The organism is Nocardia sp. NRRL S-836 (genome assembly GCF_001279525.1).
GTDB lineage: Bacteria > Actinomycetota > Actinomycetes > Mycobacteriales > Pseudonocardiaceae > Lentzea.
Genome location: NZ_LGDY01000047.1, coordinates 85061 through 101646 on the forward strand (window position 1 = coordinate 85061; position 16586 = coordinate 101646).

The 16586-nt window shown below is 66.1% G+C and carries 14 protein-coding genes; 8 read left to right on the plus strand and 6 right to left on the minus strand.

From position 1 onward, the window contains the following. Positions 1-226: 226 nt before the first annotated feature. Together ADL03_RS46640 and ADL03_RS06605 are read right to left on the minus strand one after the other, a co-directional pair. Positions 227-1126, minus strand: coding sequence for a hypothetical protein (locus tag ADL03_RS46640; protein WP_157528161.1), 900 nt, complete (start codon positions 1124-1126; stop codon positions 227-229). Positions 1127-1446: 320 nt separating this feature from the next. Then, positions 1447-1638, minus strand: coding sequence for a hypothetical protein (locus ADL03_RS06605; protein ID WP_053732461.1), 192 nt, complete (start codon positions 1636-1638; stop codon positions 1447-1449). Positions 1639-2234: 596 nt separating this feature from the next. On the opposite strand from ADL03_RS06605, the gene ADL03_RS46645 reads away from it, so the two are divergent. Beyond that, complete coding sequence (locus ADL03_RS46645) at positions 2235-2390, plus strand: hypothetical protein (RefSeq protein ID WP_157528164.1); 156 nt, start codon at positions 2235-2237, stop codon at positions 2388-2390. Between the two features lie 239 nt (positions 2391-2629). Continuing rightward, complete coding sequence (locus ADL03_RS06610; protein WP_053732462.1) at positions 2630-3316, plus strand: tetratricopeptide repeat protein; 687 nt, start codon at positions 2630-2632, stop codon at positions 3314-3316. A gap of 427 nt (positions 3317-3743) precedes the next feature. Here the strand turns inward: ADL03_RS06610 and ADL03_RS06615 are convergent, their stop codons facing one another. Beyond that, complete coding sequence (locus ADL03_RS06615; protein WP_053732463.1) at positions 3744-4760, minus strand: hypothetical protein; 1017 nt, start codon at positions 4758-4760, stop codon at positions 3744-3746. A 528-nt stretch (positions 4761-5288) separates the two neighbouring features. On the opposite strand from ADL03_RS06615, the gene ADL03_RS06620 reads away from it, so the two are divergent. Both ADL03_RS06620 and ADL03_RS06625 read left to right on the plus strand, forming a co-directional pair. Beyond that, complete coding sequence (locus ADL03_RS06620) at positions 5289-8144, plus strand: NACHT domain-containing NTPase (RefSeq protein WP_053732464.1); 2856 nt, start codon at positions 5289-5291, stop codon at positions 8142-8144. 887 nt (positions 8145-9031) lie between these two features. Then, positions 9032-10543, plus strand: a complete 1512-nt coding sequence (locus ADL03_RS06625; protein ID WP_157528167.1) for a hypothetical protein — start codon at positions 9032-9034, stop codon at positions 10541-10543. A 562-nt stretch (positions 10544-11105) separates the two neighbouring features. Here the strand turns inward: ADL03_RS06625 and ADL03_RS06630 are convergent. After that, entirely contained in the window at positions 11106-12575 is a 1470-nt protein-coding gene (locus tag ADL03_RS06630) for a hypothetical protein (protein WP_053732466.1), read from the minus strand. A 135-nt stretch (positions 12576-12710) separates the two neighbouring features. After that, entirely contained in the window at positions 12711-12911 is a 201-nt protein-coding gene (locus ADL03_RS06635) for a hypothetical protein (protein WP_053732467.1), read from the minus strand. A 1100-nt stretch (positions 12912-14011) separates the two neighbouring features. Here ADL03_RS06635 and ADL03_RS48200 point away from each other — a divergent pair. Together ADL03_RS48200 and ADL03_RS46655 are read left to right on the plus strand one after the other, a co-directional pair. Next, on the plus strand, positions 14012-14638 hold the full coding sequence (locus tag ADL03_RS48200) for an RHS repeat domain-containing protein (RefSeq protein WP_082372943.1): 627 nt from the start codon (positions 14012-14014) through the stop codon (positions 14636-14638). Positions 14639-14676: 38 nt separating this feature from the next. Then, entirely contained in the window at positions 14677-14829 is a 153-nt protein-coding gene (locus tag ADL03_RS46655; protein ID WP_157528170.1) for a hypothetical protein, read from the plus strand. A 103-nt stretch (positions 14830-14932) separates the two neighbouring features. Here the strand turns inward: ADL03_RS46655 and ADL03_RS45115 are convergent, their stop codons facing one another. After that, a complete protein-coding gene (locus ADL03_RS45115; protein WP_082372935.1) occupies positions 14933-15487 on the minus strand; it encodes a hypothetical protein in 555 nt (184 codons plus the stop codon). A 96-nt stretch (positions 15488-15583) separates the two neighbouring features. Between ADL03_RS45115 and ADL03_RS06645 the strand changes: the two genes are divergently transcribed. Both ADL03_RS06645 and ADL03_RS06650 read left to right on the plus strand, forming a co-directional pair. Then, positions 15584-15940 (plus strand): peptide deformylase, encoded by a 357-nt coding sequence (locus ADL03_RS06645; protein ID WP_053732469.1) that lies wholly within the window; start codon positions 15584-15586, stop codon positions 15938-15940. A gap of 216 nt (positions 15941-16156) precedes the next feature. Then, on the plus strand, positions 16157-16567 hold the full coding sequence (locus ADL03_RS06650) for a hypothetical protein (protein ID WP_053732470.1): 411 nt from the start codon (positions 16157-16159) through the stop codon (positions 16565-16567). The last annotated feature ends 19 nt before the right edge of the window (positions 16568-16586 follow it).

Consider the following 16586-nt stretch of genomic DNA (forward strand, 5'->3'; position numbering starts at 1 on the left):
CCGCCGCAGTCGACACAGCGCCCGCATCCCCGCTGACGTCCCCAAAGCTCCCGCCCGGCCTGTCGCAACCACCGGCAAACCGCAGGGTCGGCGTAGCATCCACGAAAATCAGGAGAATATAATTCTGACCTGCGCGGATCCCGCTAAGTCCCCGCCGTCCATCACCGCTGCGGCAGGTTGTCCTCGTCGGTCAGCGCAGCGCACTGGGCGATCAATGGTCACCATACTAGCGTGAGAAGATCTGGACCGCCTGCAACGGCAACAACACGGTCTTATTTTCCTTAGGTGAGTAAAGGACCACCTGCTGCGCGTTTTGCCCAATCAGAAAGAGCTCCTTCCCGACCCACATCTGCAACCCTTGGGGCGCCTCCTTCGATGCGACATCTACCTGCACAGGATGGGCGGCATAGGCGAAAAGAGCGTACCGACTACCCAAATCTTGCCGACCTTGTCGCACTTCATTCACCCATAGAAAGGAAAGCATCGGAAGGACCAAAAAGGCTGCGACAGCAAACAACGATATCGCCACCGAAACTCGGCGACGACCAACCCAGCGCGAAACGATATGAAGCGGTATCCGGGCGACATTCGGAAGGGCTACCGCTTTCGCCAAACGCCTTCTAATGACATCCGCCTCCACCTGCTCGTCGAGAGCCCTGACCCCCAGCTCCATCAAACTTCGATACCGCCGCATCAGAACTCCAACCCTGTCGACAGTCAGTCCGAATCGATCAAATGCTCCCGAAGCGGCCTTCCACAGCACAATGAAAGTGCTGTGAGCGAGATCGAATCTCTCATCGTTTGACATGTTTCGCGTCTTTGCTCGCGAGTTTTTGAACAACATCACAGCCGCGAGCGGCAGTAGTTTGACATACAAGACGGCGAGACTAAGTACTGACAACGCTAGGTAGAACAAAACAGCAATCGCGAGGACCATGACAACAACCCCAAGCGTCGACCCCGCCAGCAAGTTTATATACGTAATACCGGCAATCTCAGGGTTCACACCCAGTCGGGAGTAGAATATCGCCGCTGGCAGCCGCAGAGCGACGTAGAGGCTGACTCCTGCAACCGTCACAGAGAGCGCGCCATTTTCACGCAACCACTCCGTGGCCTTTCTTCGCATCAGGGGCCTCCGATCCTTTTCGCCGGTATCAACAGAGCAATCGCAGAGAGCCCGGTATCGTTACTGTCCCTGCCCGACCCAGGCCAAAGGCGACGAAGACGTCACCATGGTGAGGTCCTGCTTGCGGCCCGATGCGCAACCGTAAGTGGCGCAGAGCTGCAGCCGCTCGTTCGTACCGGCCGCCACCTCAAGCTCCAGTTCCGCCTCACGCCCCTGGGCAGCAGCAGGTGCACAAACATGGCGGCAACGCCGGAGTAGCCATAGGCGGCAAGGCTGCGTAATTCTTGGGGCGTCATCGACGTGCCCATGTTGATGACGCGCTACGCCATTCGGGTAGCTGTGATCTCGTCGCTGTTGTCAGCACGGGTGCGCAACTCCTGCAACCGCTCCCGCTCAGCCAGCAGCCACGCCAACCGATATGCGGTGATTCTGCCGCCGCGGTTGCCGTGGGCGCGCAGGACCCGTAGTGCTTCGTCGGCCTGTTCCTGATCGACCAGCAGATTCGCCAACATGTAAGTAGCGCGGTCATCGCCGCTGTCGGCTTGCGGCGCAGGACCTCTAGTGCTTCGTCAACGTGTCCCCCGCTTGACCAGCAGTTCGCAAGCTGCCAAGCGGCGCGGTCGTCGCCGCTGTCGGCATGGGGCCGCAGCACGGCGCCAGGAACTGGTCCGTGCCGACGTGCTCGATCGGTGAGCAGCGCGGCCCGCCGGTCGTGAAGCTTGCAGTAGCGGGCGATCACCCACCGGTCGAGCTCGGGTTGTCCTCACCTTCCCTGGGCGCACACCGCGCCACACCTGACGCCCGGCGTCACGAAGCTGAGCGAGTACATGGGGTTTGGATCCAGTGTGCACGGTCGGTTCTCGAAGCGCGGCGGCCTTGTCCGTACGTTCGAGGCGTGTCGCCCGGCCTGGGAGTTCGCTTCGTATGAAAGGCAGCGCCACCGGTTAGGGCTGTGGTGCTCGGCCACGACCGCCGAATTCGCTCAGCGCCTCGATGACCCCGCAGCCCGTCACCCTGCTGACCAATCTCGCCGGTCATCACAGGTAGGACAACGGCGAGCAGCACCGGCGTCGACGACCTCTCTACGACCACCTCCGAGAACTTCGCGATGACCAACGAGAACCTCGTGACGACCGAGACGACGCCGGACGCCACGGAGTCCGGCACGGGCAACGCGACACTGACCGACGAGAGCACCGACGCGGACGTCGAGTCCACACGACACACGCTGCCGCATCCCCAAGCTTCGCAAACTCCTCGGTAGAGGTGAACAGACACCGAGCTGCAGCAGCGGTTCGCCGACCTCAAGGCCGCGGCACAGCAGTACGCGCGCCGGCCGGACGCGACGACGCGCGCGTACGCCGCCCACACCACCCTGCCCGAGCGCGTGCGGAAAGCGGCCCTGACGCGCGTGGTGGACTTCCACCTGCACACCGCCTACACCGCCGCCCGCCTCCTGGCCCCCACCGCGCGTTGCTGTCGGCCGAGCCACCCGCGCCCGGCGTGCACTCGCACCCACTGCCCGACACCGACGCGGCGCTCGCCTGGCTGGCCGCCGAGCACGCCACCCTGCTGGCCACCCAACGCACCGCCGCCACCCTCGGCCACCACCACACCGTCTGGCACCTGGCCTGGAACCTGACCACCTTCCACCAGCGGCGAGGACACCGGAACAACGCGATCACCACGTGGCAGGCCGCACTGGAGGCCGCCGAGCACCTACCCGACCCCGCCACCCACAGCCGCACCCATCGACACCTCGGCAACGCCTACTCCCGGCTGGGCCGGCACGAACAGGCCACCACCCACCTGAACCAGGCCCTTGACCTGGCCCTGCACCACCACGACCCCACCGAACAGGCCCTTACCCACCGGGCACTCGCGCTCGCCTGGGAACAGCGGGGGAATGACCGGCAGGCCTTGGAGCATGCCCACCAGGCCCTCGACCACTACCACCACGCCCTCACCCTGAACCGCGACCTCGGCGACGCCTACGCGGTCGCGGACACCCTCGACCACATGGGACACCCCCACGCCGCCCTCGGCCGGCACGAGCGGGCCCGCACGGTGTGGCGGGAGGCGCTAGAGCTGTACCGGGACCAAGGCCGCGACGCCGCCGCCGACCGCGTCCAACAACAGCTCGACGACCTCGACACCCACGATGCCGCTCCACTCTCCCAAGGCTTCTAAACCGCCAACTAGTCCGGACAACGGCAGGGATCGATGTCCAGATCCACCTGGCGGGCCGCAGGTCGGCGAGCTGATGCTCCGCCAGGTTCGCTCAGAACGGACACGTTTTTGTCCTGTTCGGATGAAGGTGGCGGTGTTCGGACCTAGTTGGCGGAGGTAGTGGCGCGGTTCAGAGGTAGCCGAACGGTTCGAACAGCACGCCGGTCCGCGGGCTCCCCCTCGCACAAGGACAGCGCCATCACAAGCGGCGCTGGGGAGGGACAGCCACGACCAGCTGTTCGGGCGTACGGCGGAAGGCAAGGCCCGGCCGCACGCCCCGGGCTACCTAACCTGGTGGCGACACGATTTCTGTTTCCAGCACCTTCCCGGTGGCTGGCTCGGCACCCGATGGCCGCGTTGCCCCGCAGCGCTGGTTAACCGACCAAGCTCAGCCCTCAGGCTGGCCATCATCGATGTCGCCGCTTCCGGAATCGACCAGGACAAACTCCCCGCCGTCAGGCCCGCGTTCGCCCGTCCGCCGAAGTCGCCCGTGAGCGCCCAGGAAATTGATCATCAACTGCACTGCCTCGCCAGCTTGCAAACGGTCTGGTGCCTCGCCGCGATGGGCAGCGTCGTTACGGAGGTTGTTCAGCCAGCGCAGCCGATCGATCGGGACAGCGAACTGAAGGCCGGATTCTTCGGCGACCGAGATGTAAGTGCCGAACATCGTCGGTCCATTGATGCGATTCCGCTGCCTCTCAGGCAGTTGATCAGCCCGTTCGCGGACGTGACGACCGAGGACGATCTCCAGCGCGGTAGCGGCTTCGATGATCGCGCGCCTGTTGGCGTTGCGCCTGTACGCGGCTCGCGCATCACGGCTCAGCATCTCCTCAAGGGGCGGCTTCTTACCGTCACGAACGAGCCTGAGGATGCCAGCCCATTCCTGTGCTCGAAGAGGAAGAACGTGAGGTGTAGTGATGATGAGGCCGAGAGCCTGATCGTGGGGCGGCTCGATGAACGTGAGCCCTGCACCGACCGACTCCACGTCGTAGACGCGGTGAAGGGGGTCGAGGTCCTGGCCGGTCACGACTTCAACCCAGGTGCGCACGTCGTCGAACCATCCGCCGACACGCTCGGCGAGCTGGTGTTCGGGGGTACACCACGACCGGTGTTCATAGATCGGGCCTTCGACTTCGGTCATGGCCACCCGATGCAGGGCGGTGGCTGGCCGAAGCGACTCGGGGATGAACGCGCCGTACTCCTGCGCCCACACGACCTGCTCGCCGACCAACTCATCGCGTGACACGATCCCTGGCACGTTAGGAGGACCGCCGACAGGTGACCGGCCGTCCGGCATCACGACGTTGAACCGGAGTTCGCCGTACCCCGTGGAGTAGGTCTTCTCCAACGCGTCGCACATCACCCAGATGTGCACTGGCAGCTCAAAGATCGCTCTAATGTCCATGATGCTTCCTGGAGCGCACTTTCGGTCGCGCTCTGCGCGCGGCAGAGCAATGGTCGCGTTGCTGGTCGACGCGAACCTATGGTGACAGCTGACTACAGGTTCGCTGGCATGGTTTTCAGGCGGACCTAACCGGTGAACACCCACGACGGGCTGGTGTCCCACCCCCGCAGTCGAGCAACTGCTTGGAGTGTTGGACCGGCGGCCGGTGATCGAACAGGCCCAAGACATGATCATGCTGCCTCGCGCACCCGCGCCACCGGCTCAGCGATGTCGCCGACGCGCTGCCTGCGGCCTTCTCGGCGCCCACCGGCCTGCTCGACGGCGCGGAGGAGGTCGGTGACCGACCACGGTGCTGCCGGTGCAGTGTTCGCCCGGTGCGCTCGGCACCCAGTTGATATCGCGTAGCACATCCACGTACAGGTGACTTCATCGTCGTGCGTCGGGGCTGACACACACCGCTCACGAAGTAGGGTGCATGGTGGTTCGGCGGATCCGTCGGGCGCGCACTTGGGAAGGAAGGGCACGTGTGTGCGGTACGACTTGACCCGTTTGGGCACCCAGGAATTTGAGGAGATGTCGCAGGCGCTCGCCATTGCCGTACTAGGTGGCGCGGTGTCCGTGTTCGGTTCCGGACCTGACGGTGGTCGCGAAGCCACCTTTGAAGGGCTGATGCGATATCCGCAGCCCGAGCCTGACACTGGGCCGTGGAACGGTTACGGGGTGCTGCAGGCCAAATTCCGCCGCACCGCCGCCCAGACCGGACCGGACACCGAGTGGTTCCTTAACGAAGTCCGTAAGGAACTCAACGGCTGGATCAAAAAGGACTCCGGACGTGTCATGCGGGGACGCCTCCCGCAATACCTGATCCTCAGCACCAACGTCGTGCTATCACCCGATCCTGGCCGCGGTGGGATCGACAAGGTCGACGAGCTCATTCGCCACTACGTCACGGAAAAGGGCTTACAGCTCGAGGGGTGGGCTGTGTGGCACCACGATCGAATCTGCCGCCTGCTCGATGTCCACGACGGAGTGCGGCGCACGTACGCTGGCTTCACCCTTACGGGTGACGTGTTGTCTGATGCCCAGCGGGCGTTGGTTGCACTGACGGCCGAGCAGGTCCCGTCCACCGATTTTCCCACCTTGCTGACTGGTCAAGCGGCCAAGGAGTTGATGGCGCAGCAGTGGGTACGGCTCGGGCAGGCAGGAGCGTCGACCAACCGCAAGCTACAACTGAGCAACGTCGCCATCGACCTGCCTGCCGAACTCGAGCCAGGGCCGGACAGCAGAGGTCATTCCGAAGCCGTCGAAGGCGTCGTGGCGCACATCGTCGGACACGGCGACCGCATCCGACGAGGTCGGCCTGCCTCTGCCGCGCTGCCGCACTTGACGGTCGTTGGCGGTCCCGGTCAAGGCAAAACCACTCTGGGGCAGTTGCTGTGCCAGGTGTATCGGGTGGCGTTGCTGACCGACCGGCCTTCGCACACCCTGGGCCCGGACGTGCCGGAGATGTTGAACCGCTATCAGCGGCACCTGCGCACGCTGAACGTCCCAACGCCTCGATGCAGGCGTTGGCCGGTTCGGATCGCGTTGAGTCAGTTCGCCGACGCGCTAGCGAAACGACGCTCGATCAGTTTGCTGGACTACATCACCGATCAGGCACGCGCGACCGGACCGATCAACGGGTTGATGACCCGAGCGTGGCTGCGGGAATGGCCCTGGCTGGTAGTGCTCGACGGCCTGGACGAGGTCGCCGACCCCGATATCCGCGAGGCCACGCTTGCCGCGGTCCGCGACTTCCTCGTCGACGCCGCCCAGGCGGAAGCCGATCTCCTGGTAGTCGCCACCACCAGGCCGCAGGGCTACCGTGGCGAACTGAGCCCGGCCTACTACAGGCAGCTCACGTTGCGGCCGATGCAGGCTGACCGCTCTCTGGACTATGCCGAACACCTCGCGCAGTTGCAGTACACCGACGACCCGGACATGCACGACTTGCTCGTGCGGCGGCTGCGCACGGCTGCCGCTGAACCTCTCACCGCGCGACTGATGCGCACCCCACTGCAGGTCACGATCATGACCCTGTTGCTGGAACGACGCGCCCGCGCACCTCAGGACCGGTATGGCCTGTTCGAGGCCTACTACACCACGCTCTACGAACGTGAGATCGGCAAAGACACGCCTGATTCCCGGTTGATGGACGCCCAGCGCCGCAACATCGACCGCATCCACGAACGCGCCGGACTACTGCTGCAGATCCGAGCCGAACACGCTGGCGAGGCCGAAGCACAACTGCCCGAAGCCGACCTCCGACGCCTGATCCACGATCGGCTCGTCGAGGAGGAATACGGCGAGCAACAAGCCGCGCGGATGGCCGGCAGGCTGCTGGTACTGGCCACCGACCGCTTGGTGCTACTGGTGGGTATGTCGCAGGCCAGCATCGGATTCGAGGTGCGCAGCCTGCAGGAACTCATGGCAGCCCGCGCTCTGTTCACCGCAGGAGACGCCGAGCTGATGCGGGCTCTCAAACACCTGGCCGCGTCGGCACACTGGCGCAATACATGGCTGTTCGCCGCCAGCAGGGTCTTCGCTGACCACGAGCCGCTGCGCAACGACATGATCCTCATGCTGGAGGAACTTGACACCGTTGACCCCCTGGCAGGCTGGCTGATGCCTGGAGCCCGACTCGCGCTCGACATGCTCGATGAGGACATCGCCGCGCAGCAACCCCGCTACACACGACTACTGCTCACCCGCGCCCTGCGACTGCTCGACACCTACCCCGGCGATACCGTCAATCGTCTGATGGCAGTCGTGCACCGCATCACCGGGCACCACCCCGAACTAATCCACCAGGTATTGACCGCCATTGACACCCGCATCAGCAGTCGCGGGAAGAACACTGTCACCGCATTGGACGCCCTGGCCGCCTGGGCACAACACTCCGGCAACGCATCGATCAGCGCTCGCGGCCGGCTGAACAAAATCCGCAACAGCATTCCGCCGTCGCTGCGAGACACCGTCGACCAGCTGCGAGCACACAGCCAAAACGCCATCTGGCAATCCCAGGGCGTCCAACCCACCGACACCGAACTGGAACCGGTCCACACCGTGCTGCTCCGCGCCATCGCCGAGGCGGGCCTGCCCACCGCCCGGCGACGGCCACTGGAAATCGCCGCGGGTTTTGTGACACTGACAATGTCACCGCACACCGACTTTCACGACCCTGAACTGCAGCAGTCGCTCATCGAGCTCGTGAACGGTCTCGAGCCTCACCTGTGGCCGTACGCGGCCGAGGTCCACCAGATTCTGCACCACTGGTACACCCGCCAGCCGGTCGACGACACTGCCATCATCGGACTGACTCAGCCACACTCTCACCTACGTTGACGCCGGCTGCCCGATGCGCATATCGCCGCGCCATCGTTCTTCTCATCGATGTGCTCCAGTACGTGTTGTGGCCTCACTCGTCATGACGGTGGGTGGATGGCTTCACCGCCTCGCGCAGCGATAACTCGGTGAACATCGCCGTGGCTGCGATGAGGAGGATTGCGATGGTTGTGTGGACGGCTCGCCGGGCCCGCCCGCCGCGCGGTGGCCGGGACCGGCGGAGGGGGCAGTGGTGAGGTAGATCTGGATCTGGACGATGTCGTGGCGGAATTGGTAGGAGCGCCGGACTGGTGGAGGACTTCGCGGCTGTGAGCTTCCTCCAGGGAGCGGATCACGCGCCACGGCAGCCGACAGCGCAGTGCACACAAGGCACGTCGCCGAGGCCGCGGGCACCGCTACTCTCCCACCACCGCAGGTGATCACGATCGATATCACTGGACCGCGCATGACCGCGGCCCTCCCGCCAATCCGATCACTGGCCTACTGATCCTTCTCCACCACACTGGCATCCGCTACGAACGACCTCGGCCCAGCGACCCGCTGCACGTCGACGTCAAGAAACTCGGCCGCGTGCCCGACGGCGGCGGCACATATGTTCGACTCGACTGGAATGTGGTGACTCGCCGCAAGAGGTCTGCCGTTGACGGCCAGCTGGTCTGACTTCGACGCGATTTCAGCGCGACTCGTCCGTATTAGATGAGACCCCCCAGCCAGGCCTGGCTCCCCCAGACCCGCTGCCCTACGGTGCTGATGTGTGGCTCTTCGATCAGCGATGCCCGACCTGCGCCGGGGAACAGGGCGCGCGATGCCAGACACAGCAAGGCGCCGCGCGACTCCCTCATTTTGGTCGCATCCGGACCGCCTTCGTCCTACGTGCGGTACCGGTCATGGCCGGCTGGGTGAGCTCGTCTGACCGTGAGGGCCTCATCGACGAACTGCTCGACCGCGAGTTGCTCCTCTCACACGAGCGACCTGCGGCACGCGATGACGACATCGACCTGAGAGGCGACGTCGATCTCGATCATGTGTTCGTGCGTCTGCTCGCGGCCCAGCACCGAGTTGTGCACGCGGGGGAACTGCTCGACGGTCCCCGCATCGGTCTTGACCTGACCGGGCTCTCCCAGGAAGCCAGGGCGCTTGCCAGCTCGATGTCCGACACGTACGACTTACTGGTCATGGCCAACAACACGCCTGCCGTCGCGCTCGGCCGTGGTGACAGCCCGGAAAAGATCTCCTTGGCGCTCAACCGCCATCGTGCCGCGGTCGTTGACGCCGAGCTGGCTCCCCTTCCCGCACCGGCACCTAACACGCCGGTGTGGACCGTGCGCTACTACTCCCACGGCGGATTCGTCGCCGCGCTGACCTCCGGCGGAAACGACGCCGGGCCTCACCGCGGATGGGGATACGCGCCCACACCGCAGTCCGCCATCGCCACCGTCACCGGGTTCACGCACCACCGCCCGCCCGTCGTGGTCATCGATCCCCCAGTACCGAGCCCGGTGCAGCTGGCCGAGCCGTCCTCTGAGGCGGACACGTCGGTGGAAGGTCAGCGTGTGCGGGAACTTTTGCTGCACCGCGGGGCGGCCTACCAAGAGCACGTGGACGCCTGTGCGCGCGCCGCGGAGGTATTGCGCGAGACAGACATCGACGCCTACCTCAAGGAACGGGCCCGCCTGCTCAACGACACCGCCCCGCAACTGCAGCACGCGCGCATCCTGTTCGACGCGCCGAATGCCGTGAACAGAGACCACCGCGGATACTTCAAGACCACGCTGTGGGTTCCGACCCGGCTGGTCGTCTCCACAGACCACCGGACCTGGGGTGATTTCGGGGGCCATCGCCCGTACGTGCCGCATCAGATCGCCCAAGGCCTCGCCGATGCGACCGACCTCGACGCGTTCACCACCGAACTGTTCACCGACGAGATCAACCTGACGCACACGCTGGCATGGGCCGGGCCGGTCTACACGGTGTCCGCCAACGGCAACCATCGCGTTCACATCGCCCGCATGCTCGATCTGCCCTGGCTCGCCACTACCGTCACCTACCAGACACCACCGCCGGCATGGCGGTCACTGAGCATGTTCTCGGTGGAATCTCAATGGGCCAAGACTCGCAGGAGCGAGAAGTGGGTACAGCAGCGCCAGGACTTGATCGAGGGCCTTATCCGACGCGGCATCGTCGAGGGCGAATTCGACGACACTCCGGACCTGTTCAACCGCACGTTGACCTGCACCAGATTGCCCGCACCGTGGCTGATCCGCGCACCCGAACTCGCGGTCGCAGCCAACACCTACTACGAGGCGCTCTACCCCGGCGCGCTCGCGATGCTGGGCATTCCAGCCGAGGTGGGCACCGATGCGAAGGCCTGGGCACGATGGCTTACCACCAGTGCATGACCAGTTCTTCAAGAACGGGGGGCTGCAGGCTAGTGCGCAGCGAGTCGCGCGGCTGCTCACCGCAACCTAACCCGGCGACCTGACGACCGCCCGTACGCCGCACCAGACACCGCGGAACCCAACCCAGTCGGGCCGCGGGTACAAGGTCATTATCGTGACGACCGAGTCCGACCGCACGAACAACGCCGTCAGCGCCGGCAGGGTCAGTCCACTGCCGGTGTGCCGATGGTCGTGGGCGCTTGCAGCGAGGGTGCCTGTGGATCTGGACGTCGGCACGCCGGACGCCCCCGCGAACGGCGCAGGCCTGGTGGCGGGCGAGGACTTCGCGGCGTTCATCGGCATCGAAGTCGAGCTGCAACACCTGGGTGACCGGTCTGCACGCCCTTGCGTCAGGTGTCCTGCTCCGTTTCCTCGGTGACCATCCGATCGGCGCCGAGACGCCGTCGCTCCTTGGCCTCATCCTCTGCATCGCTCTCGACCCGGTCCGGGATGGCTTGCAAACGCCGCGCTGACGGCTCGATCGCGCTAACGGCCGGGCCGCCGTCCTGGCCGGCGTCGCGGGTCAGAAGGTGTCTTCCCGGACCTGCATGAAGCCGAAGCGGTGCGCCATCTCGACCAGCACCGACCGGAGCACGCGACGCCGCGAGTCCGCCTCCAGCCCCGGCACCGAGGGCACCGAGACGAACAGCCCGGTCAGCTGATCACGGCGATCGCTCGGCCCCAACGGGTCTAGGTCGAGGACGTCGGCCAGTACCAGCTGTTCTCCGGTCGGCTGGTCATGTCGCGACTCGGCGCCGATCGACAGCTCGACCTGCGGAACTCCGCCCCACCGGACCCGCGTCGACGAGCCGTTCTCGACGCCGTCGATCAGCTGGGGCAGCAGCTCGGTCGCGGTGTCCCAGGCCGCGACGAAGAACTCGACCAGGTCGTCCACCGACCAGAGCAGATCCGACACGGGATCGCGCAGGGCCTTCGCCCAGGCGTCGAAGTTCTCGACGCGCACCTCGGCGCAGGTGACGACCGCGGAACTGCGCGACGTCGGCGGCAGCGTCATCATCACCTCGGCTGACAGCGCGAGCTCCCCGTCCGGCCCGGTGATTTTGCAGGTGTGGCTGAGCCGGTCGCTGGCGTTGCCGTTGGCGCCCGGCCGCCACACGCCCGCGGGCAACTCGCCGCCGCGCCGGCGCGACAGGTTCGTGGTGAACCCGGCCAGCGCGCTGAAAGCGAGACTGGGGAGCACCGCGGCCATCCGGTCGGGGGTGATCCTGGCGGAGTCGGCGTCGGCGAACGGCAGGATCGCCAGCACCCGCGCCCGCAGCTGTGGCGGGGTCGGCGAGCCGGTCCAGTTGCGCGTCGCCGCCGACGTCGTCGTGCTGGCGACTGGGTCGGGTGCCCACTGCCAGCCCCGACCGCCGGAGACAGGGTCGCGCACCAGCCGACCGCGGCCCCAGCGGCCGCCGGTCAAGGGCACCGCCGGGACATCCCTGTCGACGACGTTGGTGACCGCGGCGACTCCGGCGGGGAATCCGAGCGCGCCCACCGCGTCGCCGTCCGGAGCACCGCTGCCCTGCTCGCACAGCGCCTGCCAGATCTCTTCGGCGACCGCGACGGGCTGGTGCCGGGGCTGGGCGCACAGCACCCAGCCCGCCTGGTGCCCCGGCGCCCGGAAATGCTGCGCCACGCCGGGGCCGATCGGGTCGGCATCGGATACCGGGTCGCCGAGCGTCACACCATGCTCGGCGAGGTCGCGGACGGCCTGCTGGAATATCCGGCCCCACACAGGACCTCCGCCGCCGACGGTGTACCTCGGCTCCTCCGCGCGGGGGGCCTGGATGGCCGCGTCCGCGGCAGCCAGCTTGTCGGACAAGTACAGGTGGACGCCACCGTGGATGTTCCCGGCCTGCACCAGGTTGCCGTACACATCCGCGGCGTTGTTGGTCGTGGTGGTGGACGGCACCACGTCCGGCTCGGCGGCGTACTCCTGGCCGCCTTCGGAAACGGTCTGCGACTCGGGCACGTAGTCGTGTGGCACAACGACGATTGTGCCCGCACTTCCCATTTCAGCCCGAATGACTAGCTTGGACTGCCCGCAGAACTTGGCGTGCGCCCCGATCGGCGGCCGACCGGCCAAGGACCAGACGCCGAGCTCACCCACTGCTGGCGGTCGTCACAGCAAGCCTGCCTGATGCAAGGCCATCGCCGCGGCGAACAGGCCACCCGAGCCGGTGACGGCCACTACCAGCAGCTTAACGACCTTGAACGCGTCGGCCCGCTTCTTCTCGTCGTCCACCCAGGACGCCACGAATCCGGCGAATCCGATGAGCAACGCGAGCACCACGGCGTAACCGCCGATCAACCAGGCCCACATGGGCAAATTCCCTTCAATCCAACGCAACAGGTGTTGAAGGGGGCGAGCCACACGGAATTAAGTGCGATAGTGCGATTCCGTGACTCCCACGCCCAATGGTGCCAGACGACAGCGTCACACGCGAACCGCCCTTCAACAGCGGCAAGCCTGAGGCCTGCCAGTGGCTCACGTCTCGCGTGTTGCGGGAACCTGTGGACAACTCGCCGTCTGTGGACAACTGCGGCTGAAATCAGGCCTTGAGGTTGCGCAATGGCGGCATGTCTGTACTTGGCCACCGCCGACGACGTTCAGACCCGCACCGAGCATGAGTTCACACCGGCCGAGCGTGCCCGCGTCATCGGTTGGGCAGCCTCAGTTTTGGTTCCTCCAACTATCCGCACCTGATTTCTGTCGGGTGCGCAATCAGGTCTGTCCCGGGCCTGCGGCCGCTGGCAACACAGGCGCCGACTTCGCAGCAGAACCCGCTCGACGAAACCAGCGGCACTGGCCAATGGTTCGGCCCGCCGCAACTGCCGGACTCGTCTCCACAACGGATCTCGGTCAGCACCGGACGGCTCAAGACGCCGTGGGCACGGCTACAGCCCTGAATTTTGGACTGTCAAGTGCTCACCACCTGCCGTGCCGACACTGGCATGGAGCACGACTGCGGCCGCACGGGGCGGCGAAGCCGACCAGTCGGTCCCGGCGCGTTCAACCCCAGCTCCCGGCCGCCGAACGCCTGGTCGGTGGCGAGGGTGACCGCAAGAGCACAGAACCTAGCCACTGTCGGCGACCGGCTTCGTGTCCACCTGCACCATCCGGCTGACCTCGGCGAGCCCGGTCAGGACCGCGTGGCTCAGCAAGTTGGTTGAAACGCCAGATCGCCGAAGTGCCTTTGCCAGTCCTCCTGTCGTAACGACGCGACCGACCGGATCATCCGGCGGACCGCGAGCTCAAGTGATCAACAGGCGGTCGTACGCTACGGGTACACCGCGGAGGGTGACACGTCCGATCTTGCACTCGATGCGAGCGGCGCGATTCTCACCAGGACGTTCTTGTTACCCGGTGGCGTTATCCACACTGTGAAGCCCGGCGGACAGCCGAGCTGGGACCACGCTTCCGTGCGCGGAAACCTGTTCCTGCAAACGGATGCGGCCGGCAAGCGAACCGGTCAGGTGCATGAGTACAGCCCGTTCGGCGAACCGCTGGCAGCCGACGGCACCGCCGCCCCGGACAACGTTCCCGACAACCAGCCGGGCCAGCTGGACAACGGGTGGCTGGGCCAGCACCAACGCCCCTACGAACACGCCGGTGCGCTGGCCCTGGTGCAGATGGGCGCCCGGCCCTACCTGCCACTGCTCGGCCGGTTCCTGTCGGTGGACCCGATCGAGGGCGGCTCCGCCAACGACTACGACTACGTCGTCGCTGACCCGCTCAACAAGCAGGACCTCGATGGCAAGCGGTGGGGCTGGATCCGCAGAATGATCGGTCCCGTGGCCAGGGCCACCAAGACGGTCATCCGCGGCATCGGCAACGGGGCGGTGTGGCTGCGCAAGACGACGATCAAGCTGTTCTGGCGAGGCGTTCTCGAGGTGGCATCCTGGCGGCACAACTGGCGGTTGAGGCTGACCAACGGCCTTGCCCAGGGCACTTACCGGATGCAACCCGGGAACGGCGGCCTGCTCGGCACGATCGGCACCTTCGTCGGCGGCTTCCTCAGGGGGTGGTTCATGAAGCCGCCCCACTAACCGCGCTGCGCTGATCCAGGGCGGTTAAGGTGCCGCGGGTGGACTCGCTCGACGAGCAGGCCCACCCGCGGATCACCCCGCCGATCGGCCCGGCCGTACTGGTCGCGGGCACGGCGACTGTCACCGAGCCGGTCGAAGTCGCCTTCGACCCGGCCGTGATGTTGTCCAATACCCAATGCCGGGCCACGTAAGCGTCCTCGAGGTTCCCGCCGATGGCTACGACAACCGTGCCAACCTCATCGTGCTCGCCGAACTCGGCCGCACTTCGCGCAAGACGAATCGTCCCATTGCCGCCTATCTGCCGCTGTAGGGCAGGTATGGCATTGCCCGCGGTTCGGCTGGAGGCGAGACGAGCGGTTCACCCGGCCAGAAGGGACCTTCCGCGACGAACTGGCGAATATGTCCGGTCAGCTCGTCCAAGTGCTGCTGGCGGTCGTCTGGTCCTGCCTGGGAACGTGAGCCGTCAGGGTGGTACAGCTCGTGAACAGTGTTCGGTCCGCTGCCTACGAGCAGAGCCGTCAGCTGAGGCAGCCCCAGTGGCATCGCATCGCAGCCTTGGCTGCGGGCGAGACCGACCACCGCGTCCACGGTGGTTTCCCAATCACCGACCTGCGACCAGAGGCGTCCGCCATCGAGCTCGAAGGTCAATGTCGACAACGGAACGAGGCAGCCGGATGTGCGACCAGGAAACTCGGTGAGGCATCGGTAGATCCTGCCACCGTCGGGCTGTGGCACCGCCGGGTGCAGCAAGGTCAACGCATGCACGATCGTTGCGTTGATCGGCACAGGATGTTGCGGTGACACATACGGTTCGTGCAACGCAAGCAGGTAGACGTCCTTGACCCTCACCGGTTTCCCCTCTTCCAAGATCGACCGCCGCGAACGATCACAGCTCTCGATGGCCATTCTGGCGTACCGCCGACTGTTCTTTTGGGTCGGTACAAAATGGCGATCGGCGTCGACCGGGCCGCCGCGATCGTGCGCACCCCTGACGGCGAGACGATCACCCTGCTCAACCCCACCATCATCGAGTCCGCCGGCGAGGTCGACGAGCACTACGAAGGGTGCCTGTCGTTCTTCGACGTCCGCGGCCAGGTCCCCTGCGCGCACATCATCCACGTCGAGCACACCACCGTCGACGGCGACACTAAGATCACCGTCTTCCACCGCGGTGTCGCACGCCTCGTGCGCCACGAGGTCGACCACCTGCACGGCCTGCTCTACACCGACCGGATGCGCGCCGGCGTCACCCCGATCCCGGTCGAGCAGTACCGCGGCACCGGCACGACCTGGAAATACTGACCGAACTCGCGCAGGCACACCGCCACACGCACGACCGGTCCACCGGTCAGGCGGTCGCCGTCACACCGCGCCGCGTCGACGATCAGCGTGGGCACCGGCGATTCCGTCGTCCGGGACGACGCAGTTGTCACGAACGATCCTCAACCCGGCAACGCCGGTGCCCGCCCGAGACCAGGCATGCCACGAGTCACCGGCGCTCAACTGGCGTAGCTGACCGTGACCACCGAACCGCCCAAGGACGCCGACTCGATCGCGATGCTGGCAGCCGCGGCCGACACCGCGGTGGCCGCGCCGGACCAGCGGGCCGACGAGGCGGCCGACGCGGTGCTGACCACCTTCACCGCCACCGTGTCCCCCGGTACAGGCGAAACCCGCCACCCGGTAACGGCGCTGCCCGGTGGCGCGGCCAAGCCGACCGGTCCGCTGGCCACGGCGATGGCGCACCTGCGCGCCGCGTCCGGCTACCTCAGCCTGGGCGACCACGCCGAGGCCGGGCGATCGCGGACAACGGGACGTCGTGGACCTCGTCTCCCGGTGCCGCGCAGGCGAATGGCGCCGGTGCGCGAGGTGATGGCCACGTCGTCGAGGTCGAGCACTTCGCACTCCTCGACCCGTGCGTGGGCGTAGGGCATCACCGCGATGATCG